This window comes from Corynebacterium sp. SCR221107 (assembly GCF_027886475.1).
Lineage (GTDB): Bacteria > Actinomycetota > Actinomycetes > Mycobacteriales > Mycobacteriaceae > Corynebacterium.
The window spans coordinates 2,290,337-2,313,919 of the sequence record NZ_CP115670.1 but is presented as its reverse complement, the minus strand read 5'-3'; the positions used below and the strand labels follow the sequence as shown (position 1 = coordinate 2,313,919).

The 23,583-nt window shown below is 62.2% G+C and carries 21 protein-coding genes and 2 tRNA genes; 13 read left to right on the top strand and 10 right to left on the bottom strand.

Annotated features, from left to right (window positions below; translation table 11 throughout):
• The first annotated feature begins 52 nt into the window (after nt 1-52).
• Complete coding sequence (locus PAB09_RS10000; RefSeq protein WP_271033525.1) at nt 53-667, top strand: DsbA family protein; 615 nt, start codon at nt 53-55, stop codon at nt 665-667.
• Nucleotides 668-784: 117 nt separating this feature from the next.
• Here PAB09_RS10000 and PAB09_RS09995 read toward each other — a convergent pair whose 3' ends face one another.
• Complete coding sequence (locus tag PAB09_RS09995; protein ID WP_271033524.1) at nt 785-991, bottom strand: hypothetical protein; 207 nt, start codon at nt 989-991, stop codon at nt 785-787.
• A 99-nt stretch (nt 992-1,090) separates the two neighbouring features.
• The gene (locus tag PAB09_RS09990; RefSeq protein ID WP_271033523.1) at nt 1,091-2,662 is read right to left on the bottom strand and encodes a metalloregulator ArsR/SmtB family transcription factor; all 1,572 of its coding nucleotides are present in this window, start codon (nt 2,660-2,662) and stop codon (nt 1,091-1,093) included.
• A gap of 99 nt (nt 2,663-2,761) precedes the next feature.
• Here PAB09_RS09990 and PAB09_RS09985 point away from each other — a divergent pair, with 99 nt between their 5' ends.
• Complete coding sequence (locus PAB09_RS09985) at nt 2,762-3,238, top strand: ribose-5-phosphate isomerase (RefSeq protein ID WP_271033522.1); 477 nt, start codon at nt 2,762-2,764, stop codon at nt 3,236-3,238.
• Nucleotides 3,239-3,300: 62 nt separating this feature from the next.
• Here the strand turns inward: PAB09_RS09985 and PAB09_RS09980 are convergent, their stop codons facing one another.
• The gene (locus tag PAB09_RS09980) at nt 3,301-4,137 is read right to left on the bottom strand and encodes a DUF1542 domain-containing protein (RefSeq protein ID WP_271033521.1); all 837 of its coding nucleotides are present in this window, start codon (nt 4,135-4,137) and stop codon (nt 3,301-3,303) included.
• 85 nt (nt 4,138-4,222) lie between these two features.
• On the bottom strand, nt 4,223-4,447 hold the full coding sequence (locus tag PAB09_RS09975; protein WP_271033520.1) for a helix-turn-helix transcriptional regulator: 225 nt from the start codon (nt 4,445-4,447) through the stop codon (nt 4,223-4,225).
• 85 nt (nt 4,448-4,532) lie between these two features.
• Between PAB09_RS09975 and PAB09_RS09970 the strand changes: the two genes are divergently transcribed.
• Nucleotides 4,533-4,607: transfer RNA gene (locus PAB09_RS09970), tRNA-Gly, on the top strand.
• Nucleotides 4,608-5,209: 602 nt separating this feature from the next.
• Here the strand turns inward: PAB09_RS09970 and PAB09_RS09965 are convergent.
• Nucleotides 5,210-6,502 (bottom strand): glycosyltransferase family 87 protein, encoded by a 1,293-nt coding sequence (locus PAB09_RS09965; RefSeq protein WP_271033519.1) that lies wholly within the window; start codon nt 6,500-6,502, stop codon nt 5,210-5,212.
• A gap of 231 nt (nt 6,503-6,733) precedes the next feature.
• On the opposite strand from PAB09_RS09965, the gene PAB09_RS09960 reads away from it, so the two are divergent.
• The 4 genes from PAB09_RS09960 to PAB09_RS09945 all read left to right on the top strand — a co-directional run bounded on the left by PAB09_RS09960 (nt 6,734) and on the right by PAB09_RS09945 (nt 9,771).
• Nucleotides 6,734-6,810: transfer RNA gene (locus tag PAB09_RS09960), tRNA-Pro, on the top strand.
• A gap of 95 nt (nt 6,811-6,905) precedes the next feature.
• Complete coding sequence (gene tig / locus PAB09_RS09955; RefSeq protein WP_271033518.1) at nt 6,906-8,276, top strand: trigger factor; 1,371 nt, start codon at nt 6,906-6,908, stop codon at nt 8,274-8,276.
• Nucleotides 8,277-8,510: 234 nt separating this feature from the next.
• Entirely contained in the window at nt 8,511-9,107 is a 597-nt protein-coding gene (locus PAB09_RS09950) for an ATP-dependent Clp protease proteolytic subunit (protein WP_271033517.1), read from the top strand.
• 34 nt (nt 9,108-9,141) lie between these two features.
• Nucleotides 9,142-9,771: an ATP-dependent Clp protease proteolytic subunit gene (locus tag PAB09_RS09945; protein ID WP_271033516.1), complete on the top strand. Its 630-nt coding sequence runs from the start codon at nt 9,142-9,144 to the stop codon at nt 9,769-9,771.
• 100 nt (nt 9,772-9,871) lie between these two features.
• On the opposite strand, the gene PAB09_RS09940 is transcribed toward PAB09_RS09945, so the two are convergent.
• The gene (locus PAB09_RS09940) at nt 9,872-10,282 is read right to left on the bottom strand and encodes a GNAT family acetyltransferase (protein WP_271033515.1); all 411 of its coding nucleotides are present in this window, start codon (nt 10,280-10,282) and stop codon (nt 9,872-9,874) included.
• Between the two features lie 150 nt (nt 10,283-10,432).
• Between PAB09_RS09940 and clpX the strand changes: the two genes are divergently transcribed.
• Both clpX and PAB09_RS09930 read left to right on the top strand, forming a co-directional pair.
• Nucleotides 10,433-11,716, top strand: a complete 1,284-nt coding sequence (clpX, locus tag PAB09_RS09935) for an ATP-dependent Clp protease ATP-binding subunit ClpX (RefSeq protein WP_271033514.1) — start codon at nt 10,433-10,435, stop codon at nt 11,714-11,716.
• A gap of 171 nt (nt 11,717-11,887) precedes the next feature.
• Nucleotides 11,888-13,096, top strand: a complete 1,209-nt coding sequence (locus tag PAB09_RS09930; RefSeq protein ID WP_271033513.1) for a TsoY family (seleno)protein — start codon at nt 11,888-11,890, stop codon at nt 13,094-13,096.
• A gap of 67 nt (nt 13,097-13,163) precedes the next feature.
• On the opposite strand, the gene PAB09_RS09925 is transcribed toward PAB09_RS09930, so the two are convergent.
• Nucleotides 13,164-13,898, bottom strand: coding sequence for a TetR family transcriptional regulator (locus tag PAB09_RS09925; RefSeq protein ID WP_333780196.1), 735 nt, complete (start codon nt 13,896-13,898; stop codon nt 13,164-13,166).
• A 640-nt stretch (nt 13,899-14,538) separates the two neighbouring features.
• Here PAB09_RS09925 and PAB09_RS09920 point away from each other — a divergent pair.
• From PAB09_RS09920 to PAB09_RS09905, 4 genes are all read left to right on the top strand, one after another.
• Nucleotides 14,539-15,516 (top strand): malate dehydrogenase, encoded by a 978-nt coding sequence (locus tag PAB09_RS09920; protein WP_271033511.1) that lies wholly within the window; start codon nt 14,539-14,541, stop codon nt 15,514-15,516.
• Between the two features lie 75 nt (nt 15,517-15,591).
• Nucleotides 15,592-18,306 carry a valine--tRNA ligase gene (locus tag PAB09_RS09915; protein WP_271033510.1) on the top strand — a complete coding sequence of 905 codons (2,715 nt, stop codon included), beginning with the start codon at nt 15,592-15,594 and terminating at the stop codon, nt 18,304-18,306.
• Nucleotides 18,306-19,919 (top strand): bifunctional tetrahydrofolate synthase/dihydrofolate synthase, encoded by a 1,614-nt coding sequence (gene folC / locus PAB09_RS09910; RefSeq protein ID WP_271033509.1) that lies wholly within the window; start codon nt 18,306-18,308, stop codon nt 19,917-19,919. The genes PAB09_RS09915 and folC overlap by 1 nt, the downstream gene beginning before the upstream one ends.
• On the top strand, nt 19,916-20,344 hold the full coding sequence (locus tag PAB09_RS09905) for a DUF4233 domain-containing protein (RefSeq protein ID WP_271033508.1): 429 nt from the start codon (nt 19,916-19,918) through the stop codon (nt 20,342-20,344). The genes folC and PAB09_RS09905 overlap by 4 nt, the downstream gene beginning before the upstream one ends.
• 69 nt (nt 20,345-20,413) lie before the next feature.
• Here the strand turns inward: PAB09_RS09905 and PAB09_RS09900 are convergent, their stop codons facing one another.
• The 3 genes from PAB09_RS09900 to PAB09_RS09890 all read right to left on the bottom strand — a co-directional run bounded on the left by PAB09_RS09900 (nt 20,414) and on the right by PAB09_RS09890 (nt 23,448).
• Nucleotides 20,414-21,175, bottom strand: a complete 762-nt coding sequence (locus tag PAB09_RS09900) for an ABC transporter ATP-binding protein (protein WP_271033507.1) — start codon at nt 21,173-21,175, stop codon at nt 20,414-20,416.
• Nucleotides 21,176-21,177: 2 nt separating this feature from the next.
• Nucleotides 21,178-22,254, bottom strand: coding sequence for a FecCD family ABC transporter permease (locus PAB09_RS09895; RefSeq protein ID WP_271033506.1), 1,077 nt, complete (start codon nt 22,252-22,254; stop codon nt 21,178-21,180).
• A gap of 138 nt (nt 22,255-22,392) precedes the next feature.
• Nucleotides 22,393-23,448, bottom strand: a complete 1,056-nt coding sequence (locus tag PAB09_RS09890; RefSeq protein WP_271033505.1) for an ABC transporter substrate-binding protein — start codon at nt 23,446-23,448, stop codon at nt 22,393-22,395.
• Between the last annotated feature and the right edge of the window lie 135 nt (nt 23,449-23,583).

The following is a 23,583-nucleotide window of genomic DNA, read 5'->3' as shown; positions in this document are numbered from 1 at the left end:
CGAGTCTGCCGTCCGTGAGGCGTCGGCAAGCAATAAAACGAAAGGAACCGCCGTGACGGAACAAGTAACCTTCTGGTTCGACGTAAGCTGCCCGTTTTGCTGGGTGACCTCCCGCTGGATCAAGGAAGTAGAAAAGGTCCGCGACATCGAGGTCACCTGGGTGCCCATGTCCTTGTCCGTGCTCAACGACGGCCGCGATCTCGACCCCGGCTACATGGAGAAGATGAAGGCTAACTGGGGCCCCGCACGCGTGGCTGCCGCGATCGCCACCGAGCACCCCGACAAGCTCGATGAGTATTACACCACTATCGGCACGCTCATCCACCCCGGCGGCGAGGGCGGCAAGGAAGGCTTCGGCGGCTACGACGAGATCATCGCCCAGGCGCTGGAGGCCATCGGGTTGCCGCAGTATGCGGCCGTCGCGAACACCGAGGAATGGGATGACAAGCTGCGCGAGTATCACCGCACCGCGATGGATGCCGTGGGCAACGACGTGGGCACCCCGGTCATCAAGCTGGGGGATACCGCCTTCTTCGGGCCCGTGATCACCCGCATCCCGCGCGGCGAGGACGCAGGCCAGCTCTTCGACGCCTCCGTGCAACTGGCCAGCTTCCCTTATTTCTTCGAGATCAAGCGCTCACGCACCGAGTACCCGCAGTTCGGCTAAAGAAAGCGCCACGGAAAGGCCTCGTTTCATCCTGTTGCATGGAACGAGGCCTTTTTACAAGAATTCCTGGCGGTGTCAGCGCCTGATGATGTGTTGGCCAATACCGATGACGACAAGCTAGATGCCGAACACGGCGGCCGCCAACAAGGACACCACAATGATCGCCCAGCCTACTTCATCGCCTTGGGTCACGGCGAAAAAACCGGCGAGCACGCCCACCCATGCGAGACCGTGCAGCACCGTGGCGGCTGCCTGCATGTAGCCGAAAGGCAGGGTAGTTCGTGGTGCATCCTTCGGGGCAGACACTGGCAGGTCCATAGCCATGGGGACTCCTTTGCGTGGGACTTTTTTCAAGGGATAGCCCTCACCTTAGGAAGCGCCTGCGACATGGCTCAAGCCCCACACGAACTGGTGTTCTTATACCTATGCGTGATGCGGCGGCACCGCGTACAACCGGTGCTCGGCGAAATGCAGGGCGTTGGTGACAAGCATGTCCACGTGCTCGTCGCGCTGAACGTAGTAGGTGGTGGTGCCTTCCTTGCGGAAGGTGACCAGCTTGGCGGCGCGGAGCTTGGCTAGGTGCTGGGAGATGGCGGGGGTGGGGCGGCCGAGTTCTTCGGCGATGGCGCCGACGGCCATCTCGTTGTCTTTGATGAGGGCGAGGATGGACAAGCGTGTGGGTTCAGCGAGCAGTTTGAGTGTTTCTGCCGCGGTCTCCGCGTTTTGCAGCGGTGGGGTTGAAGCCACAGTGTCCTCCGTGATGCCTATTTCATTGTCGCTTTCGGTGCCTGTGTTCCAGAGTAGCGCGGCCACTACGGTAGCCAGCGCTGCCCCTCCCGCTGACAGCCAGGCGGCCACGGCCAGACTGCCGCCGCCGAGGTATCCGGCCAGCGGATAGGCGATGAGCCACCAGGCGTGCGAGGTGACGAACTGCCCGGCGAAGGCATCGTCGAGCTGGGGTTCCTCGACCGCCTCGGTGACCACGCGGCCGATGGGGGTGGCGGCGGCCGCAAGCCCTGCGCCCAGCAGCGCCCACAAGACCCCAATGATCACCGTTCGCGTGCCGACGCCCACACGCGTGCTTCCCACCGCCACGGCTGCAGCCGCCATGGTGGCAACGGCGAAGAACATGCCAACAAGCATGTAGGTGCGCGGCGGGAATCGTCGTAAAGCAACAGGCACCAGGCAGGCTGAAAGGATGCTGCCGGCGCCGAAGCAGGCCAGCACGATGGCCACCATGTTCTCGCCCAGCCCGAGATCGCGGCGCACCAGCACGACCGTGAGGACAAGCACGTAGGACCACACCAGCGCCTCCGCCAGCCCCAGTCCCAAAAGCGGGCGCAACCTCGGATGCGAAACTGACAGGCGCACCCCGGCGAGGCTGCGGGCGAGGTAGGAATCATTGGGATCTGACTGCAGCATCGAGCGGGCCGGTAGCTGGCAGGCGGTCACCAGCGCGGCAGAAAGGCCGAATCCTGCGGCGGTGCCGAAGTAGAGCTCGGAGGAGGTCATCACCGCCAACAATGCGGCGGCGATCAGCGGGGAGGCGATGGCCTCCAGATCCTCGGCGATGCGGGCAAGCGACAGCGCCCCGGTGTAGTCCTGCTTGTCGGGCAGCACCTTCGGCAGCAGCGACTGGTAGGTCGGGGTGTAGACGGCGGAGGCGAGTTGGAGGACAAACACGGCCGCCACGAGGATGCTTAGGTGGTCCACGAAGGCAAACCCCGCGGCGATGCCCACGCGGAGAAGGTCGGCACCTACCAGCACCCGCTTGGGTGCCAGGTGGGCTACCGCGGTCTTGACGAAGGGGGAGCACACCACATACGCGATGATCTTGACGGTGAAGATGAGCCCGAGCACTGAGGATGCGCGCGCCGGGTCCAGGGAGTAGGCCTGCAGCGACAAGGCCACCGTGAGCAGCCCCGAGCCGAGCAGGGAGGCTACCTGGGAGCCGAAGAGCAAGCGGTAGGTGGGATGGGTTAACGCCCGAAACATACGTGCATTATTGCATTATCATGCAAATAAGCAAAGGCTTAGTTTTGTGTTCGGGTGTAAAAGGGGTTGAATAAAAAATCTTGGGTTAGACTCGTGGCTATGCGCGTTTACCTAGGAGCGGACCACGCTGGGTTCGACATGAAGAATCTCATTGCCAAGCACCTCGAAGAGCAGGGCCACGAGGTCATCGACTGCGGTGCACACACCTTTGACGCCAACGACGACTACCCGGCCTACTGCATCGAGGCTGCCAGCCGAGTTGTCAACGATCCGGGCTCGCTCGGAATCGTGCTCGGCGGCTCCGGCAACGGCGAGCAAATTGCCGCCAACAAGGTCGAGGGCGCCCGCTGTGCGCTGGCATGGTCGGTAGAGACCGCGCGCCTGGCCCGCGAGCACAACAACGCCCAGCTTATCGGCCTCGGCGGGCGCATGCACTCCGAGGAGGAGGCGCTGGCCATCGTCGATGCCTTCCTTGATCAGGAATGGTCGAAGGCTGAGCGCCACCAGCGCCGCATCGACATCCTCTCCGAGTATGAGCGCACCGGCATCGCGCCGGAGCTCCCCGAGCAGGCCTAAATGCAAAAAAAGGGGGCGAGACCAGCTGGTCTCGCCCCCTTTAATATTGTGAGGTGGCTGTTTTAGAAGTCGAGGTCGAATCCGCCGTCGCCGTCGCCGCCGAACAGACCGCCGAGGAATCCGCCGTCGCCGCTATCGTCGCCGCCGCCGAAGAGGTTGTCGAAGAAACCGCCGCCATCTTCACCTCCGGCATCGCCAGCTTCGATCTCGCCGGCGTCTGCGTCTGCGGCATCCAGGCCATCCTGATAGCCGTCTCCATAGCCGGACTCCCAGGCCTGTGCGGAGTAGCCGACACCGGCCATGCCGCTAAACAGCGAGGAGAACATGGCCACCGACAGGCCCGTCCAGATGCCGGAGACCATCGCATCAGCCCACCACGGGCGCGAATACCAGCCGGCCGGCACAGGGCGACCGGCCACCATACCACCTGGGTAATAATTTGGGGTGGCGTCCGTGGCCACCGGCGACGCCGTGAGCGTTTGCCCGTCCTGGGTCACCGTGCGGGTCTCGGTGACCCGACCTGCCTGCTTCTGGCCTTCCAGCGGGGGCAGCTCCGGGCCTGCGGGCAGTCCCATGATCTCTCGGGCGGCGTTCATGTAGTGCAGGCCTTCGAGCGCGGACTCGCGCGCCAGCTGCGCCTGGCGCACAGTGGTCGCGGTGGAGATTTGGGAAGACGCGGCGTTAAAACGCTCGGAGGCGTCCGCAATCGCCTGGGTGGAGGCAGCATCGGTGCCAGCCATAGTCAAGACCTGGTTGCCGAGGCGGTCAATCCAGCGCCGGGCATCGGCTACGGCATCGTCGAACTTGTTTTGCTCTAATTGCTTGCTGTTCTTCTTACCGGCGTTGGATACAACCCACACAAGGCCGATCACGACGACGGCGACCAGAATCAATCCCATTTTCCTCAGAAACCACTTTCTTCAACTGTTCTTTATCGGGCACATCTGCCCTCATTAACGTGGTTTTCCCGGCGGAAGTTCCCGCCTATTCGGTATCGGCACCCTGCCGCGCGGTGCGCGCGTCGATCCACTCCCGGACCTCGTGCGAGTCCCACAGGGTGAGCCCGTGCAGCTTGGTCACCGGCTTCGGTGCGCGCCCGCGCCCTGCGTAGCTGGTAAACGTGCCGCGGGCGGTGCCGGAGAACTCGGCGCATTCGCTGGCGGTCCAAAGCTGATGTCCTGTGTCGGCGTCGATGATTCGCGGATCCATAAGAGAAATCTTAGACGCCGGGAGGGGTGTGAGCAGAGGAATTTGTGAGATTGTTGGGGCGTGCGCTATGGTGTGAGTGCGCAAGGGGAACGTCGTATAGTGGTTAATACTTCAGTCTTCCAAACTGATAACGCGGGTTCGATTCCCGTCGTTCCCTCCAGTAAAACGCCACCTTGAAAGCTTGAAATGAGCGCTCAGGGTGGCGTTTTTGCATATGCGCCCCGGGCTGTCCGGAGAAGCTGAGGGGGTTAAGTAGCAAAATGTGTGTCTGCGCGGCGTGTCGCCGTAAGTAGCATTTTGTGTGTCTGGGGGTGGGTTTGATTGTTCTACCTGGCCATTTTGCGCTCCAGTGAAGTGATGAAATTTGGTTTCGGCACCACAACTGTAGGTGTGAGATTTTCCCACGACTTGGTTGAGCCGTCGCTCGATCGTTGCCTCCTGCTTCCGCCATAGACGATGAGGTAGGAGGACTGGCTGGATGTAGTGGCATAGCCGGTTATCGGTGCCCGCGCTGGATAGTACGACCTGGGGAGGCGTCTTCTCATTAGAGCTGTGCACGATGGACGCCGTGGTTATGGCGATGACATCTCTGAGCCTTTCCCTAAAGTAAGGCTTTCGCTGGATTGGTCGTAGCACATAACTGTCCGCAGATTGTGGAAGCAAGGCCATTTAAGGCCGCACCCCTCCACACAAGGGGACAACACCAGTATTTGCCGAGATAGACAACGATTTTTAGACCTATTTAGACACACATTTTGCTACTTAGCCCGCGAGTTCGCGCAGCACGCCAGCCCAGATGCTCCTGATGCTCGCGGGCCGGTGAGCGTAGACCTCGCCGAGGATGAGCGCGAGCATCGGCACCAGGATGAGCGCGAGCGTAGCCCAGGGAAGGGCCGCGGGGGTGGTCTCTGCGGAGTCGTAGATTTCGCCGAGTGGCGCGAAGGCGAAGAGCAGGGCGAATGCACCCAACCAGTTGCGGTGTAGAAGGAGAACGCCGGTGATCGCGAGGGTAGCCACGATCCCGTAATGCACCCACACCACGCCGGACAATGCCATGGCGGTGAGCAACACAGTGACGCTGGCGATCTCAAAGATGTGATCTGAGCGCGTGCCGCACAGCACGAACAGTAGGACAAGTACGACAACCACGATCGCGATCTTGACCGCCAGCGCCGCGGACGAGGAGCCGTCCATCGTTTGGATTGGGAGGAGGGGATCGGTGCGTTTGCCAAACAGCGAGTCTAGGCTGGAGTTCATCGGCCCCACCAGGGATTTTGATCCCATCGCGCGAACGGTCGCGATCCATTCCTTCGTCACAGACACCCCTGCCAAGAGGGTGCTCAACACGAGGCCCGCGACGCTGAGGATGGCGGCGACGAGGCCGGCTCGGCGTCGAGAAGCAAAAAGGAGCATCCCCGCCACAAGCACCACCGGGGTCACCTTGATGAGCGTGGCCCCGGCCAGAAGGACGCCAGCGACCACCGGCCGCGTGCGCGACAAGGCTAAGGCCATGGCGATGGCCGCGAGGATCATCGGGGTGGATTGGCCCAAAAACAGCGCAGACTTCCCCGCGGTACTCACCCATACCAGGCTGGTACCTATGACCACGAGGTGAGCGGGCGCTGGGCGGCGGGTCCACAAAGAGATGGCGGCGGCCACGAGCAGTGTCATGGACGCGCCGTTGATGAGGGCTACCGCGGCGGCAAAAGACTCGAAGGTGGTCACCGCGGACAGCGGTGCCAGCACATAAGCGAGCAGGGGGATGTGGACATAGGGGTGTGCGAAGGGTGCGAGTTCCGCGACCAGCTGCGCCTGCTGTGCCCATTGCGGGCCGGTATGGGAGGAAAAGTCGACCGGATCAACCGCATAGAGGCTATTGGCTTGCCCCTCCGCCACCAGACGGGCGCCGATCCACCAGGCGGCGAGGTCGTCGGGTTGGCCGGTGCGGGCGCTGCTCCATGCCGAAACGAGGGCGAATACAGCCGCCAGCGCCCACACGGAGGCCGGGAAGAGCCTAGTGCGGGGCGTGTTATCCCAAGCGGGGGCTTGTGCCACGGGAATGGGTCCTTCCGTAAAAGCGCGATCGTGAGGAATCAAACACCTCCAGCATGGCACATGGACCTGCGGTTCAACGCCGCAGGCGCCCCAGGCGCCCCAGGGTGATGGGAAAAGTGAAGATACGCAGTGGATTTGTCGAATCGTGGCGCGGCGGATACAGTATCTGAGCGTACCCCGCACGTGTGGCGGTGGCGCGGTTGAGTGTTTCAGTTGCGGGTACAAATTTTCCGGGACGTGGCGCAGTTTGGTAGCGCACCTGCTTTGGGAGCAGGGGGTCGCAGGTTCAAATCCTGTCGTCCCGACCAGAATTAACACCCTCATCCAATAGTCTTTGGGTGGGGGTGTTAGTTTTATCTAGTCCGGTTTTTGAAACAAGTAATGATCAGGAGAGTGACTGAAGTTGAAGACTTCCGTCGATAAGCTGAGCGCGACCCGCGTTAAGCTCACTGTCGAAGTTCCCTTCGAGGAGCTCAAGGGTGAGATCGACCAGGCTTACAAGGCTTTGGCACAGCAGGTAACCATTCCTGGTTTCCGTAAGGGCAAGGCACCGCGTCAGCTCATCGACGCTCGCATCGGCCGCGGCCCGGTTCTGGAGCAGGTTGTCAACGACATGCTGCCGACCCGCTACGGTCAGGCCGTCGAGGAGCACGAGCTGACCGTGCTCGGCCAGCCCGCCATCGACATCACCAAGCTCGAGGACGGCGACGTCGTCGAGTTCACCGCTGAGGTAGACGTCCGCCCGGAGATTACCGTTCCGGACTTCTCCGCCATCGAGGTCACCGTTGACGCCCTCAAGGCCGACGACGAGGCCATCGACGCCGCGATCGACCGCCTGCGCGAGCGCTTCGGCGAGCTCAAGGACACCAAGCGCAAGCTGAAGACCGGCGACTTCGCCGTCATCGACCTGTCTGCCACCGTTGATGGCAAGGAGATCGAGGAGGCCAAGGCTGAGGGTCTGTCCTACAAGGTAGGCGCTGGCGACCTCATCGACGGCCTGGACACCGCGCTGCGCGGCCTGAAGACCGGCGAGTCGGCCGAGTTCACCACCAAGCTGCAAAACGGCGATCACGCCGGCGAAGAGGCCACCGTCACCGTGACCGTCGCCCAGACCAAGGAGCGCAAGCTGCCGGAGCTGGACGAGGAGTTCGTCCAGATGGCTTCCGAGTTCGACACCGTCGAGGAGCTGCGCGAGTCCATGGCCGAGCAGGTCGAGGCCACCGCCAAGAACAACCAGGCCGCTCAGATCCGCGACGAGGTCCTCAAGGCCGCGCTCGCGCAGACCGAGTTCGAGCTGCCGCAGGGCGTTGTCGACGAGCAGGTTCACGCACAGCAGCACCAGATTCTGGGCCAGCTCGCCCACGACGAGGAGGCTCTGAACTCCCTGCTCGAGGCTCAGGGCACCACCCGCGAGGAGTACGACAAGAACACCCGCGAGGCAGCCGAAGAGGCCGTGCGCACCCAGCTGTTCCTCGACGTGCTCGCCGAGCAGGAGGACCCGGAGGTCTCCCAGCAGGAGCTGACCGACCACATCCTGTTCACCGCTTCCTCCTACGGCATGGACCCGAACCAGTTCATCGCCCAGCTGCAGCAGTCCGGCCAGATCGCACAGCTGTTTAGCGACGTCCGCCGTGGCAAGGCCCTGGCAGCGGCCATCGTGCGCGCTACCGTCAAGGACCACGACGGCAACGTCGTCGACGCGGCAGAGTACTTCGGCTCGGAAGAGGACGAGTCGGCTGAGAATTCTGAGGCTACTGAGGCCACCGAGGCCTAAATAGCTGCTCGTATTAGTCACCTGGCCACCCCACATGTGTGTGGGGTGGCCAGGTTTCTTGCATTGTGCGTGCCGACGCCCAGCGGTTGGTTCTCGGTTGCGCAACGCTCATAGCGAACACGGCCCGATTCGCCGGGATTGCACGGTATCGTGGGGAACATTAGGCGCTGCGGTGCGTTGTAAACAAACGTATGCGCCAACAATTACTAGTAGAAACACCGAAGGAGATTTTTCATGAGTGATCTCGCCCGCATGGCGGCCGGAAGCGGCATGAATCTTAGCGATAGCGTCTACGAGCGTCTGCTGCGCGAACGCATTATCTTCCTGGGCACCCAGGTAGACGATGAGATCGCCAATAAGCTCTGCGCCCAGATCTTGCTGCTGTCTGCCGAGGATCCCACGCGCGATATCTCCTTGTACATCAATTCCCCCGGCGGTTCCGTCACCGCGGGCATGGCCATTTATGACACCATGAAGTACTCGCCGTGCGACATCGCCACCTACGGCATGGGCCTGGCCGCCTCCATGGGGCAGTTCCTGCTCTCCGGCGGCACGAAGGGCAAGCGCTACGCCCTGCCGCACGCCCGCATCATGATGCACCAGCCTTCTGCTGGCGTCGGTGGCACCGCCGCTGACATCGCCATCCAGGCCGAGCAGTTCGCGCAGACCAAGCGTGAGATGGCCGAGCTGATCGCCGAGCACACCGGACAGACCTTCGAGCAGATCACCAAGGACTCCGACCGTGACCGCTGGTTCACCGCCCAGCAGGCCAAGGAGTACGGCCTGGTCGACCACGTCATTTCGCTTGCCGACGGTCCCATCGCGAACTAAGCCACGTAACTAGAACACAAGGAGTATCCCACCAATGACTGACAACGGAATGGTTATGCCTTCTGCTCGTTACGTGCTGCCACAGTTCGTCGAGCAGTCCGCCTATGGCACCAAAACCACCGACCCGTACAACAAGCTGTTCGAGGAGCGCATCATCTTCCTGGCCAACCAGGTCGACGACGTGACCGCCAACGACATCATGGCGCAGCTGCTCGTGCTCGAGGGGCTCGATCCCGACCGCGAGATCACCATGTACATCAACTCGCCCGGCGGCTCGTTTACCTCCCTGATGGCTATCTACGACACGATGCAGTACGTGCGCCCCGATGTGCGCACCGTCTGCCTCGGCCAGGCAGCCTCCGCCGCCGCCGTGCTGCTGGCCGCCGGCGCCCCCGGCAAGCGCGCCATGCTGCCGAACGCGCGCGTGCTCATCCACCAGCCGGCCACCGAGGGTGCCCGCGGACAGGTTTCCGACCTGGAGATCCAGGCCCGCGAGATCGAGCGCATGCGCACCCTCATGGACGAGACCCTGGCCCGCCACACCGGCAAGACCCCGCAGCAGGTTCGCGAGGACACCGACCGCGATAAGATCTTGACCGCGCAGGAGGCCCTGGAGTACGGCATCGTCGACCAGGTTTTCGAGTACCGCAAGCTCAACGGCTAAAAGATAAAAGCCGGGCGGCCTCCTTTCCCACAACGAATAACGCGGTGGGGAAGGAGGCCTTTTTGGGTGTGGCGCGGTGGGCGTCGGCACGCAAACGATGCTAGCCCAGGCGCTTGCCGAGCACGACGCAGTCGGAGTCCTCGTAGCCGAGGCGCCGGTAGTAGTCCGCGACATCGAGGTTGTCGCCGCGAACCATGAGCTGCACCTTGGGCGCCCCGCGGTCGGCGAGCCAATCCTCGGCCACCTGGATCATCTCCCGCGCGATGCCGCGGCCGCGGCGCTCAGGGCCGACCGCCACGTAGTAGATCCAGCCGCGGTGCCCGTCATAGCCGACCATCGTGGTGCCGATGACCTGGGCGTCCTCCTCGGCGACGATGAGCATGGCCATGGGTGCGTCGATGGCCGTTTCGGCGTCGATGACCGGGTCGTTCCACGGGCGGACAAGGTCGCAGGTGCGCCACAGCTCGACGATCTCGGGCACCTGGTTGAATGTGGCGGCGGCAATAATCATGGCCGCGATTCTAATAGAGTTTTAAACATGAAGGTGTATGGTTGCTGTTTTGCGCCCTGCTTGAAGAAGGCGGGCTCTGATGCGACTAAAGTGGAAAGCACCTGTATTTCCGCTGGCTGAAGACGAAGAGAAAGTGACGAGTCATCCTTTATGGCACGCATGCAAGAAAGCGCTGATCTGCTGAAATGCTCCTTCTGTGGAAAGAGCCAGAAGCAGGTGAAAAAACTCATCGCCGGTGGCGGGGTCTACATCTGCGATGAGTGCATCGAACTGTGCAACGAGATCATCGAGGAGGAGCTGGGCCAAGCGGCAAACGAGGAAAAGGGCAAGGGCGAGTCCCTGCCGCGTCCTTCGGAGATCTCCGCGTTCTTGGACAAGTATGTCATCGGGCAGGACGCGGCCAAGCGCATCCTCTCGGTGGCCGTCTACAACCATTACAAGCGCGTGCGCGCCGAGGAAGCCCGCGCCACCAGCGGCCGCCGTACGAAGGACGACGAAGCCGAGCTGCAAAAGTCCAACATCTTGATGCTAGGCCCCACCGGCTCCGGCAAGACCTATCTCGCACAAACGCTCGCGCGCTTGCTCGACGTGCCTTTCGCTATTGCCGACGCCACCAGCCTCACCGAGGCCGGATATGTCGGCGAGGATGTGGAAAACATCCTGCTGAAGTTGCTCCAGGCGGCCGACTTCGACGTGCAGCGTGCCCAGCGCGGCATCATCTATGTCGATGAGGTGGACAAGATTTCCCGTAAGTCGGAAAATCCCTCGATCACCCGCGACGTTTCCGGCGAGGGCGTGCAGCAGGCGCTGCTGAAGATCCTGGAGGGCACCGTCGCCTCCATCCCGCCGCAGGGCGGGCGCAAGCACCCCAATCAGGAATTCATCCAGATGGACACCTCCCACATTTTGTTCATCGTGGCGGGTGCGTTCGCGGGTCTAGAAAAGGTCATCGAGGAACGCAACGGCAAGAAGGGCCTAGGCTTCGGCGCGGAGCTCGGCGGCAAGCAGGAGCGCGACGCGGTGGACATCTTCAAAGACGTCCGCCCCGAGGACCTCATCAAGTTCGGACTGATCCCTGAGTTCATCGGCCGCCTACCCATCGTGGCCACCGTTACGAATCTCGATCAGGCCTCACTGGTTCGCGTGCTCACCGAGCCGAAGAATTCCCTCGTGCGCCAGTACCAACGCCTGTTCGAGATGGATAGCGTGGCGCTGGAATTCGAGCAGGATGCCCTGGAGGAAATCGCCGACCGCGCCATCGAGCGGGGCACCGGTGCCCGCGGCCTGCGCGCGATCATGGAGGAGCTGCTCGTGCCGGTGATGTATGACATCCCGGACCGCGAGGACGTCTCCCGCGTCGTGGTCACCGCTGCGAGCGTGCGCGGTGAGGAACAGCCGCAGCTTGTTATCGATGACGAGGAGAAGACGGCCTAAAAAGCGATGAAGCCCGGTCGAGGCTGCAGGGCGCACCCTGCGGATTTGACCGGGTTTTTTTAGCTTTCCAAGATACCCCGGGGGGTATAGAATTGCATACCCCTAGGGGTATCGGTAAGGTTGTGCGCGGTCCCAATCTGGTGCCTATTCCCAACTACACTTGGAGTCTCGATGACACACGTCTTGGGTGACAAGTACTCGCCCCTCTACTTCCTTTCCTCCCTGGGGTTTGGAGGCATGTCGGTCCTGTTCTTCATGAACCTGATGCACCTCACCCCGCACCCCAACACCGCCATTCCCACCGTGGAATCAATCTCCGCTGCTTGGAATAGCGGGTCAGGCCTGCAGCAGTCTATGATCGTGATGGCCTACGTCGGTTTTTATGTCTTCTTCCTCATTCACCTAGTCCTGTTGGCTTGGAACCTTCGCCAGATGAAGACGTGGAAGAAAACCGACAGCTACGACGTGACCGTCAACAGCAACGCAGAAATCACCCTGCTGGCGCTTCCGCTGACGCTTGGAATGACCATTAACGGGTTTTTCATCGTCGGGGCGATCAGCGTTCCTGGATTGTGGAACGTCATAGAATATCTTTTCCCCGCGGCGCTGGTCGCTTACGGGCTCGTCGGCGCATTGGCCTTGACCTATCTGGGCCGCTACCTCAATCGAGTCATGCACAACGGGTTCGATTTCAAATCAAACGGCGGCCTCAATCAGCTGTTGGCTGCCTTTGCCTTCTCGATGATCGGCGTTGGTATGGCGGCCCCGGCTGCGATGAGCGAGAATACGTACACGGTTATCGTCGGTATTCTGGGGGCCGCCTTCTTCGGCGTGATCTCCGGCCTCCTTTTCCTGGTGTTCTTGCCGATGGGCTTCATGAGCATCTTGCGTTATGGTCTTACCCTGGGCAATTCCGCCACCTTGTGGCTGGGAATTCCGATTCTGACGCTGTGGGCGATCACCGGCCTGCGCACCCGACATGGCTTGCAGTTCCTGACCTCGTTGAAGGTGGAACATTCGCTTCCCGCCAGCACCTCCCAAATCTTCTTCCTGCTGGGAGTGATGCTCATGGCACAAGTCGCATTCTTGTTCATGGGGCACCGCGTCATGAGCTCCAACGGCTTCTACAAACGCTTCGTATTCTCGCGCCAGGAGCAGTCCCCGGCTGCGTTTACGTTGGTATGCCCGGGAGTGGCTATCGGAGTCTTGAGCTTCTTCTTCCTTAATGTGGGCCTGATGAAAAATGGCATCGCAGACACCGGCTCGCCGCTATTTGTGGTGGTACTCGCTGCGGCATATGCGGTTCAGGCGCTCACGATCGCGCTAATGGTGGTATTGGTGCGCAATCAGATGTTGCGACCAGGTGTACTGCTCCGCTAGGCACACAAAGACATAAACATCAAGGGGCGGCTCCCATCACTGGTGGCTGCCCCTTGATGATGTGCAACTATTCGAATACGGCGCCGTCAATGTCGTACGTGGAGTCGGATTCGTCGATCAGCTCCGTTTCCTCCGACTGGCTGACGGTGAGGTAGGAAACCTCATCGGAGGAGGACTTTAGATTGGAAGTCAAAAACGCGAGCGTGGCGTCGCACGCCATGCGCGCCATACCGGCAGTGTTATCCTCGTCCATCGTGTCCACGCCATAAAGATTCATGGTAATCGAGCGGTTGGAGATGCGGAACACCGCGATAGAAACGATGAGGGTGAACACATCTTGGGCGGAAATGCCCGGGCGGAATGCGCCGGAGTCTTGGCCCTTCATAAGTAGCTTGTCCAGCTGCAGGATCACCTCGGACTTATCGGAAAGAATCCGGCGATCGGTCACCTTGCCAAAGTGAAGGAGGTTTTCCATGATGAGCAGGCGCACGGCCTCGGGGTGAGCCACGAAGCACCGAAACAGTGCCTCCACGATCCGCCGGATGCCTTCCACAGGCACGGAGGATTCCACCTGCATCTCCTCCTTGGTGGGGCGCAGGTAGCACACGGCGCGGGCCAAACAGCGGTTATACAGCCCACGCTTGTCGCCGAAATGGTAGTGAATCATGCGCTTGGACATTCCGGAGTCCTTGGCGATGTTTTCTAGCTTGGTGTCTGAAAAGCCTACCGACGCGAAGTGCTGCATGGCCACATCGAGGACAGCCTCGGGGGAGATATCGCCGTGATCTTGGTCTGACAGCACGGGTTCGCCGCCGAATGGCCCGTTCCCGTTATTGTTGACTAGATCCTTCACGGTGATACTCCTTTGTGTTCATTACATAGTCGGTGCTGAAGGGGACTCCTTCACAGGTTGTGAGGCATTGCACAAAGGGTGAAGGTCGTGCCACACGGGGTGTAGTGCGGCAGTCGATGAGGCAATAGGTTATAACCCGTTTGCATGCACAGAACATAAGATACCTAAGTTTCCGGCTCCTTCGACTCCGAAGTAATAGATTCAGACTTTCCTACTTTCTATCGGGGGTGAATCCCTTCCGATCGGACTTTTAATCCAACACCAATGCAAAAGTGCCAGTGGGAGGTCGTGGGCGTCACGCTCCAAAAGGGTGAAATTCTGTGTTTGTGTTTCTTTGTGTGGTCTTAATCGAATTATATGGACTTCATTGAGAAAACAGTCACATGTGACAAACACCAATCTCACATGACCAGTAATTTTGGCTTTTGCCCGTGCGGACATTGTGGTTTTCACGCTAAGGTGGGAAGGGTCGAACCAAGATTTGATGCAGCTCACACCGAAGTGAGTGGCATCCCGATCTCACGCTCATACTTACCGCCCGCGGCCGCAACCCGCCGAAGGGCGCCGTTATTCGAAGGAGCTACCCACCATGAGCCAATCCGTCAAGAAGATTGCAGTCACCGGTGCCGCCGGTCAGATCGCCTACTCCCTCCTGTGGCGCATCGCCAACGGCGATGTCTACGGCAAGGACCAGCCGATCGAGCTGCAGCTGCTTGAGATCCCGCAGGCCATCGGCGGTGCTGAGGGCGTTGCCATGGAGCTCAATGACTCCGCCTTCCCGCTGCTGAAGAACATCGTCGTCACCGACGATGTCAACAAGGCTTTCGACGGCACCAACGCCGCGTTCCTTGTCGGCGCTAAGCCGCGTGGTAAGGGCGAGGAGCGCTCTGACCTGCTGGCCGCCAACGGCAAGATCTTCGGCCCGCAGGGTAAGGCCATCAATGACCACGCCGCCGATGACATCCGCGTTCTCGTTGTGGGCAACCCGGCCAACACCAACGCCCTGATCGCGATGAGCGCTGCCAAGGACGTGCCGAATGACCGCTTCAACGCCATGATGCGTCTGGACCATAACCGTGCCATTTCCCAGCTGTCCGCTAAGCTCGGCGTGGACAAGACCCAGCTGGCCAAGATCGCCGTGTGGGGCAACCACTCCGCCACCCAGTTCCCGGACCTGACCTACACCACCGTCGATGGCAAGGAGATCTTCAACGATCTCGATCACAAGTGGTACACCGAGGAGTTCATTCCACGCGTTGCCAAGCGCGGCGCCGAGATCATCGAGGTGCGCGGCAAGTCTTCTGCGGCTTCTGCTGCTTCCTCCGCCGTCGACCACATGCGTGACTGGATCCAGGGCACCGAGGCATGGTCCTCTGCTGCTATCCCTTCCACCGGCGCCTACGGCATCCCGGAGGGAATCATCATCGGCCTGCCGACCGTGTCCCGCAACGGTGCCTGGGAGGTCGTCGAGGGACTGGAGCTCAATGACTTCCAGCGCGCCCGCATCGACGCCAACGTTGCCGAGCTGCAGGAGGAGCGCGAGGCGGTCAAGGACCTGCTCGCCTAATCCGTGATTTGCTTTCCCATGCCCACCGCGCCCGCCGCGGTGGGTTTTTGGTTGCGTGGGCTAAGATGGTAAGCCGTGACTGATCAAAACCGCGCAGACAAATTGCCAGCAAGCTGGGACCCGAAGGCCCACGAGAGTGCACTGTATGAACAGTGGGTGGACAAGGGTTACTTCACCGCCGATCCCTCGAGCAAGAAGCCAGCCTTTAGCATCGTGTTGCCCCCACCGAACGTGACCGGTCAGCTGCATATGGGCCATGCCTTAGACCACACGCTCATGGACTCCATCGCCCGCCGCAAGCGCATGCAGGGTTATGAGGTCTTGTGGCTGCCAGGCATGGATCACGCTGGCATCGCCACCCAGACCAAGGTGGAGGCCATGCTGCGCGAGACCGAGGGCAAGAAGCGCTGGGACTACGATCGCGAGGAGTTCATCGAGCGCGTCTGGGAGTGGAAGCGCAAGTTCGGCGGCACCATCGGCGCCCAGATGCGCGCCATCGGTGATTCGGTGGACTGGTCGCGCGAGCGCTTTACCTTAGACGAGGGACTGTCGCGCGCGGTGCAGACGATCTTCAAGCAGATGTATGACCAGGGCATGATCTACCAGGCCAACCGCCTGATCAACTGGTCGCCGGTGCTGGAGACGGCCGTCTCCGACATTGAGGTCGTCTACAAGGACGTCGAGGGCGAGCTGGTTTCCATCCGCTACGGTTCGCTTAATGACGATGAGCCGCACGTTATCGTGGCCACCACCCGTGTGGAGACCATGCTGGGCGACGTCGCCGTGGCGGTGCACCCCGACGACGAGCGCTACGCCGACCTCATCGGCACCGAATTGCCGCACCCGTTCTTGCCGGATCGCACCATGATCGTGGTCGCCGACGACTACGTCGACCCCGAGTTCGGCACCGGCGCGGTCAAGATCACCCCGGCGCACGACCCGAACGACTATGCGCTGGGCCTGCGCCACAACCTTCCCATGCCCACCATCATGGATGCCACCGGCCACATCGCCGATACCGGCACCCAATTCGATGGCATGGACCGCTACGAGGCCCGCGTGGCCATCCGCGAGGAGCTGGCCAAGCAGGGTCGCATCGTCAAGGAGATCCGCCCCTACGTCCACTCCGTGGGCCACTCCGAGCGCTCGGGCGAGGCCATCGAGCCGCGCCTGTCGCTGCAGTGGTTCGTCAAGGTCGACCAGCTGGCAAAGATGGCCGGCGATGCAGTGCGCGCAGGCGATACCGTCATCCACCCGAAGTCCTCGGAGCCGCGCTATTTCGAATGGGTCGACGATATGCACGATTGGTGCATCTCCCGCCAGCTGTGGTGGGGTCACCGCATCCCGATCTGGTACGGGCCGGAAGACGCCGAGGGCAACCGCGATATCATCTGCGTCGGCCCCGACGAGGTAGCACCCGAGGGCTACGTCCAGGACCCGGACGTCCTGGATACCTGGTTTAGCTCCGCGCTGTGGCCATTTTCCACCATGGGTTGGCCGGACAAGACCCCGGAGCTGGAGAAGTTCTATCCCACCAGCGTGCTGGTGACCGCCTACGACATCCTGTTCTTCTGGGTGGCGCGCATGATGATGTTTGGAACCTTCGCCGCCTCCCAGACCCCGGAGATCTTAGGACACGGCACGGATGGCCGCCCGCAGATCCCGTTCACGGACCTCTTCCTCCACGGGCTCGTCCGCGATGAGCACGGCCGGAAGATGAGTAAGTCGCTGGGCAACGGCATCGACCCGATGGACTGGGTCGAGCGCTTCGGCGCCGACGCCCTGCGCTTTACCCTGGCCCGTGGCGCGAACCCCGGCGTGGACCTGCCTGTGGGAGAGGACTCCGCCCAGTCCTCGCGTAACTTCGCCACCAAGCTGTACAACGCCACCAAGTTCGCGCTCATGAACGGCGCGCGCGTGGGGCAGCTGCCGGAGCGCGAGCTGCTCACCGACGCCGACCGCTGGATCCTCGACCGTCTGGAAGAAGTCCGCGCCGCGGTCGACGACTACCTGGAGCGTTACCAATTTGCCAAGGCCAATGAGCTGCTCTACCAGTTCACCTGGGGCGAGTTCTGCGACTGGTACCTCGAGTATGCCAAGGTGCAGATCCCGCGCGATATGGACGCAGCCTCCCCGGCCGCTCGCGCTACCGGGGAGAACACCCAGCTGGTGCTCGGCCAGGTGCTCAATGCGGTGCTGCGCCTGCTGCACCCGGCAATGCCTTTCGTGACCGAGGTCTTGTGGACCGCCCTGACCGAGGAGGAGTCGCTGAACCTAGCCGCATGGCCGGATGTCACCTTGACCAACGGCGGGACGGCGGCCGACACCGAGGCCGCCCGCCGGATGGCCGATACCGAAAAGCTCATCACCGAGATCCGTCGTTTCCGCTCCGACCAGGGGGTCAAGCCCTCCCAGAAGGTTCCGGCCGCCGTCGACTTCATCGGCTGTGATCTGGCCGAGCAGGAGCCGCTGGTGCGCTCGCTGGCGAAGATCGACGTCCCTGCGGACGGCTTCGCGCCGTCGGCAAGCATCGAGGTGCGCCTGTCGAACGCCACCGTGGTCGTCTCCCTGGACACCTCCGGCACCGTCGACAAGGCAGCCGAGCGCAAGCGCTTGGAAAAGGACCTGGCCACCGCCACCAAGGAGCTGGAAACCACCGGAAAGAAGCTCGGCAACGAGGCCTTTTTGGCCAAGGCGCCGGAGGCTGTGGTGGACAAGATCCGTGCCCGCCAGCAGGTCGCCCAAGAAGAGGTGGCACGCATCACCGCGCGCCTTGAGGAGCTGGGCTAATGCCTAAGGACGAACACGAGTCCCAGGAACAAGCTCAAGAACAGCCCCAGCACTCGCACGACATCATCAACGAGGACTCCTTCGCGGAGCTGGCCTCGCTGATCGCGGACGAGGAGGAGGGCTTCGACCTCGGCGAGCTCAAGCTCACCGAGACCGGTTTGACCCTGCCGATCACCGCCGAGCCGGCGGCAGAAGGTGACGAGGCGGCGCTCGATGACTCCATCACCGACGAGGACCTCGCCGCGCTCGCGGCGGTCGAGGCCGAGCTCGACCAGCGCTGGTCCGAGGTCAAGATCGACCCCACCTTAGAGCGCATGGAGCTGCTCATGGACCTGCTCGGCCACCCCGAGCGGGCCTTTCCGGCCATCCACGTGGCAGGCACCAACGGCAAGACCTCCACCGTGCGCATGATCGAATCGCTCATGCGCGCCTTCCATCGCCGCACCGGGCGCACGACCAGCCCCCACCTGCAGCTGGTCACCGAGCGCATCGGCATCGACGGTCGCCCCATCCACCCGCGCGACTATGTGCGGATCTGGGAGGAGATCAAGCCCTATGTGGAGATGGTCGACGCTACTTCCGAAAATAACGGCGGGCCGAAGATGAGCAAGTTCGAGGTGCTTACCGCGATGGCCTACGCCGCCTTCGCCGACGCCCCGGTCGACGTGGCGGTCGTGGAGGTCGGGATGGGCGGGCGCTGGGATGCCACCAACGTCATCAACTCCGACGTGGCCGTGGTCATGCCGGTGGGGCTCGACCACACCGACTATTTGGGGGATACCATCGAGCAGATCGCCGGCGAGAAGGCGGGCATCATCAAGTCCCGCTGGGACGCCGACGACCTGCTCACCCCGCCGGATAACGTGGCCATCATCGGCGCCCAGGACCCGGCGGCGATGAAGGTCATCCTCGAGCAGGCCGTGAGCGTGGACGCGCAGGTCGCCCGCTTCGGCGTGGAATTCGGCGTGACCTCATCCGCGATCGCGGTCGGCGGTCAGCAACTCAGCCTGCGCGGCCTCGGCGGCGACTATGAGGACATCTTCCTGCCGCTGTCCGGCGAGCACCAGGCGCATAACGCCGCCTGCGCACTGGCCGCGGTGGAGGCCTTCTTCGGCGCGGGTGCAGGGCGCGCCCTCGACATCGACACCGTGCGCGAGGGCTTTGCCACCGTGCAATCCCCGGGACGCCTCGAGCGGGTGCGCGCGACCCCGACCGTGTTCATCGACGCCGCCCACAACCCCCACGGCGCCAAGGCCTTAGGAGCGGCCCTTGAGCGTGACTTCGAATTCTCCCGGTTGATCGGCGTGGTTGCCTGCCTGGGCGACAAGGATGTTCGCGGCGTGCTGCGCGAGCTGGAGCCGTACCTCACGGAGATCGTCGTGACCACCAATTCCTCCCCGCGCGCGATGGATGCCTTTGAGCTTGCCGAGTATGCCCGCGACATCTTCGGCGACGAGCGCGTCTACGAGGCCCACGACCTGCCCGCAGCCGTGGAGGAGGCCGTGGCCCTGGCCGAGGACACCGACATTCAGTCCGGCGCCGGTGTTATCATCACCGGGTCGGTAGTTACCGCGGGCGAGGCCCGGACCCTGTTTGGAAAGGAACCCGCGTGAGCGAGAAGAAAGAGGAAAGCATCGAGTACGGCCCGCTCGGGCCCGGACACGCCCCGATCAAGGATCCCCTGAAGGGCGTGCGCGGCGTCATGAGCGGCACGATGCTCATGGAGGCTATCAGCTACCTGTTGGTGCTCACGGTTATCTTGCGGGTGGACAACGGCGCGCACTGGACCACCGTCAACTGGGTTTACATCACCGCGGTCGGCGTGGCGATGACGATCATGAGTTTCCTCCAATTCGTGAAGTGGGCGATCCCGGCCGACCTCGTCCTCCAGGTCTTCGCGCTTGGCGGGGCCTTCGTGCACCCGAGCGCGGGGTTCATCGCGATCTTGTTCATCGCGGTGTGGGCGTACCTGCTCTACCTGCGCAAGAATTTGATCGAACGCATGAAGCGCGGGCTTTTGACCACCCAGCACATGTAGGACCGCGAGACGTCAAAGGGTCCCGAGGCAAGAGATTGCTTCGGGACCCTTTCCTTTCGCAAATGGGTTCTAGACCTGGTAGCTGACCCGGACCTGGCCCGTATCTGAGACCCGCTCGACGGTGGCACGGACCTCATATACCTCGGCGATAAGCTCTGGGGTGAGCACGTCAACGGGGCTGCCGGCGGCCACGAGTTGGCCTTTGCGCAGGACAACGAGGCGGTCGCAGAACATCGCGGCGAGGTTGAGATCGTGGATGGCCACGATGGAGGTCACTGGAAGATTGACGATCAGCCGCATGAGCTCGAGCTGATGCTTGATGTCGAGGTGATTCGTCGGCTCGTCGAGCAGCAGCTCGGTGGGTTCCTGGGCGAGCGCACGGGCGATCTGCACGCGCTGGCGCTCGCCGCCGGAGAGATGATCCCAGGACTTGTCTTTCAGGTGGGCCAGGTCGGTGTGCTTCAAGGCCTTCTCAACCGCCAGCGCGTCCGCTACTGGATCGCCGCCAAAGGCGCTGCGGTGGGGGATGCGGCCGAGGCGCACGGACTCGAGGACGCTGATGTCGACGACCGTGTCGGCGTGTTGCGAGACGATCGCGACCCGCCGTGCCAGCTGCTTTTTGCTTATCGACGCCAAAGGCTTGTCCTCAAAATACACGTTTCCGCCCGTGGGCTTGGCCATGCCTGCCATGAGCCGAAGCAAGGAGGACTTGCCCGAGCCATTCGGTCCGAGCAAGCCAACGGTCTCTCCCCGTCGGGGAACCAGCGACACCCCGTTGACCACGAGGTTTCCTGCTCGGTCCCACACCAGATCTTCTGCGCGAAGCCCCACGGCTAGACTCCCTTCTTGCGGATGAGGAGAACAATGAATACCGGAACGCCGATGAGCGCGGTGCCGACGCCTGCCGGCAGCGGAGTGGGGGAGAAGAGGATGCGTGATAAGGCATCGACCCACACCATAAAGATTCCACCGAAAATGATGGTCACGGGCACGAGGCGGGAGTGAACCGAGCCCACGACGAGCCGGCCAGCGTGGGGAAGCACGAGGCCGATAAAACCAATGGCTCCGGCGACGGCGACCAGGCTTGCTGTCAGCAAGGCGGTAAGCGTCAGGAAGGCGATTCGCACCGCAGTGACGTTGATGCCTAAGGAATGGGCGACGTCATCGCCGAAGGTAAACGCGTCCAAGACGTGGGCGAAATAGAGGCAGATCCCGGAGGCCAGAAGCACGACGACCACGCACAAGGCAACGTCGTCCCAGCGCACGCCCTCGAGCGAGCCGAGCAGCCAGAACATGACGCCGCGGGTCTCGTCAGAATCGGCGAAGGCGAAGATGACCAGCGAGGTCAATGCCGAAAACAACTGGGTGGTGGCCACGCCGGCGAGAATGACCTTGGCCGAGGTGCCACCCGCTAGATTAGCCAGCAGCAACACCAGCCCGAAGCTGATGAGAGCGCCAACGAAGGCGCCGACGGACAGCCCCAGGGACACCGAGCCCAGGCCGAGTACTCCCACCACCACGGCGCCGGCGGAGGCGCCGGAGGAAATACCCAGCACGTAGGGGTCAGCCAGCGAGTTCTTCAGCAGCGATTGCATGATAACGCCGCTGAGGGCAAGCCCCGCGCCGCAGCACGCCGCGACCAACGCACGCGGCAGGCGCTCCTCCCACACGATGGCGTCTTTGCTGAGCTTGACGGGGATCTCGGCACCCGCCATGTGGTTGAGGATGATATCGCGAACGTTGACCAGCGAGATATCGGCCGGGCCCAAGGTGATGGCCGCGGCCACGGAGAAGACGAGGAGGACTAAGGAGCCGATGACGATCGTGATGAGGCCAAGCGCGTGGCCAGGCACACGCTCGGGTGGAGTGGGCGTGGTGGGTGCAGGGGTGTCAGTGGTGGTTTCCAACATGAGGTCGTTGTTTCAATCTGGGCGTGGGTCGGTGGCGGCGTGGGCAAAGTAAGCAAGAATACGAGAAGGCAGCCCGGTGCCTTTGCACGACGCACTGTCGCCTGGCACACCGGACTGCGCTCATAGATGCCACCCTTTTTAAGAGGAGGATTCCTTCAGGTAGGCGGCGATCTTTTCCAGGCCATCGACGAAACGGATCGACGGGTTGAGTTCGGCGCCATGGAGGGCGATGTAGCGCTCATTCTTGACGGCATCCATCGTGTTGGTCAAAGGGTCGTTCGCCAGGAACTCCTTCTTGTCGTCGAGGCGATCACCGGGGAAGCGATCGCGCAGCAGGTCGCCCAGGACCAGGATCTGTGGGTTCTTTTCCACGACGGTTTCCCAGCCCACGGCCGGCCAGTCGTCGGCAGTATCGGCGAAGACGTTGGTCAGTCCGGTCTTGTCGGACAAGATTGCGGCTGAGCCTAGGCCGCCGGCGAAGTACGGGGTCTTGGTGTCGGCGAACCAGTAGGCGACGGTCTGTCCCGAGCCATTGATGTCCTTGGTCGCAGCCTCGGCGCGGGACTTGAGCTCGGCAATCAGCTCCTCGCCGCGGGACTGGACATCGAAGATTTCGGCAAGGGTGGCGATCTCCTCGTACACCTTGTCCTCGGAAAGCGGGATGGAACGGGTGCCGCCACCGTTGATGGTCTTGGAGCCTTCGCAGTCGGTGGGGGAGAGGAAGGAATTGATATCTGTCTCCGCGAAGCGCTCGCGGGAGGCCACGCCGCCCTCGGTCTTGTAGTGGCGCGCGAAGGAGGCGGTGACGAAGTCGGGATCGGTGTCCATCACTACTTCATAGGTGGGGGCGTTGTCGGCCAGACGCGGCACGGAGGCGTTGGCTTCTTCCAAGTTGGGTAGGACCGGGTCGGTCCACGAGGCGGTGCCGACCAGTTTGTCCTCAAGGCCCAGCGACAACAAGATCTCGGTGCTGCCCTGGTCGAGCGAGACGGTGCGCTCGGGCGCCTTCTCGAAGGTGATGGTCTGCCCGCAGTTGTCGATGGTGAGCGGGTAGACCGTGGTGCCCTCCCCTGCGGTTGCAACGTTGTCGGATGTTGCCGGCTCGGAGACAGGCTCCGAGGAGCCACAGGCGACCAGTGTGGTGGCCACCCCGAGGGTGGCCATGGTTGCTAAAAGGCGTGTTTTCAATGTCAAGGTGTGTCCTTTGGAGGGGTTGAGGGCACGTGGCAGCGCCGTGGATATATTCGTCGTCTCTATTAGTTTAGGTTACCCGAACCTAATTTAAAAACGGCTGTGGGTGAGCAGCCGGCGAACCCACAGTGACCTCCA

What these genes read in the sequence shown, in the direction of transcription:
- PAB09_RS09950 (WP_271033517.1), top strand. Translation starts at nt 8,511, where the DNA reads ATGAGTGATCTCGCCCGCATGGCGGCCGGAAGCGGCATGAATCTTAGC.
- PAB09_RS09945 (WP_271033516.1), top strand. Translation starts at nt 9,142, where the DNA reads ATGACTGACAACGGAATGGTTATGCCTTCTGCTCGTTACGTGCTGCCA.
- PAB09_RS09995 (WP_271033524.1), bottom strand. Translation starts at nt 991, where the DNA reads ATGGCTATGGACCTGCCAGTGTCTGCCCCGAAGGATGCACCACGAACT.
- PAB09_RS09940 (WP_271033515.1), bottom strand. Translation starts at nt 10,282, where the DNA reads ATGATTATTGCCGCCGCCACATTCAACCAGGTGCCCGAGATCGTCGAG.
- PAB09_RS09985 (WP_271033522.1), top strand. Translation starts at nt 2,762, where the DNA reads ATGCGCGTTTACCTAGGAGCGGACCACGCTGGGTTCGACATGAAGAAT.
- PAB09_RS09990 (WP_271033523.1), bottom strand. Translation starts at nt 2,662, where the DNA reads ATGTTTCGGGCGTTAACCCATCCCACCTACCGCTTGCTCTTCGGCTCC.
- PAB09_RS09975 (WP_271033520.1), bottom strand. Translation starts at nt 4,447, where the DNA reads ATGGATCCGCGAATCATCGACGCCGACACAGGACATCAGCTTTGGACC.
- PAB09_RS09920 (WP_271033511.1), top strand. Translation starts at nt 14,539, where the DNA reads ATGAGCCAATCCGTCAAGAAGATTGCAGTCACCGGTGCCGCCGGTCAG.
- clpX (WP_271033514.1), top strand. Translation starts at nt 10,433, where the DNA reads ATGGCACGCATGCAAGAAAGCGCTGATCTGCTGAAATGCTCCTTCTGT.
- folC (WP_271033509.1), top strand. Translation starts at nt 18,306, where the DNA reads ATGCCTAAGGACGAACACGAGTCCCAGGAACAAGCTCAAGAACAGCCC.
- PAB09_RS09895 (WP_271033506.1), bottom strand. Translation starts at nt 22,254, where the DNA reads ATGTTGGAAACCACCACTGACACCCCTGCACCCACCACGCCCACTCCA.
- PAB09_RS09980 (WP_271033521.1), bottom strand. Translation starts at nt 4,137, where the DNA reads ATGGGATTGATTCTGGTCGCCGTCGTCGTGATCGGCCTTGTGTGGGTT.
- PAB09_RS09930 (WP_271033513.1), top strand. Translation starts at nt 11,888, where the DNA reads ATGACACACGTCTTGGGTGACAAGTACTCGCCCCTCTACTTCCTTTCC.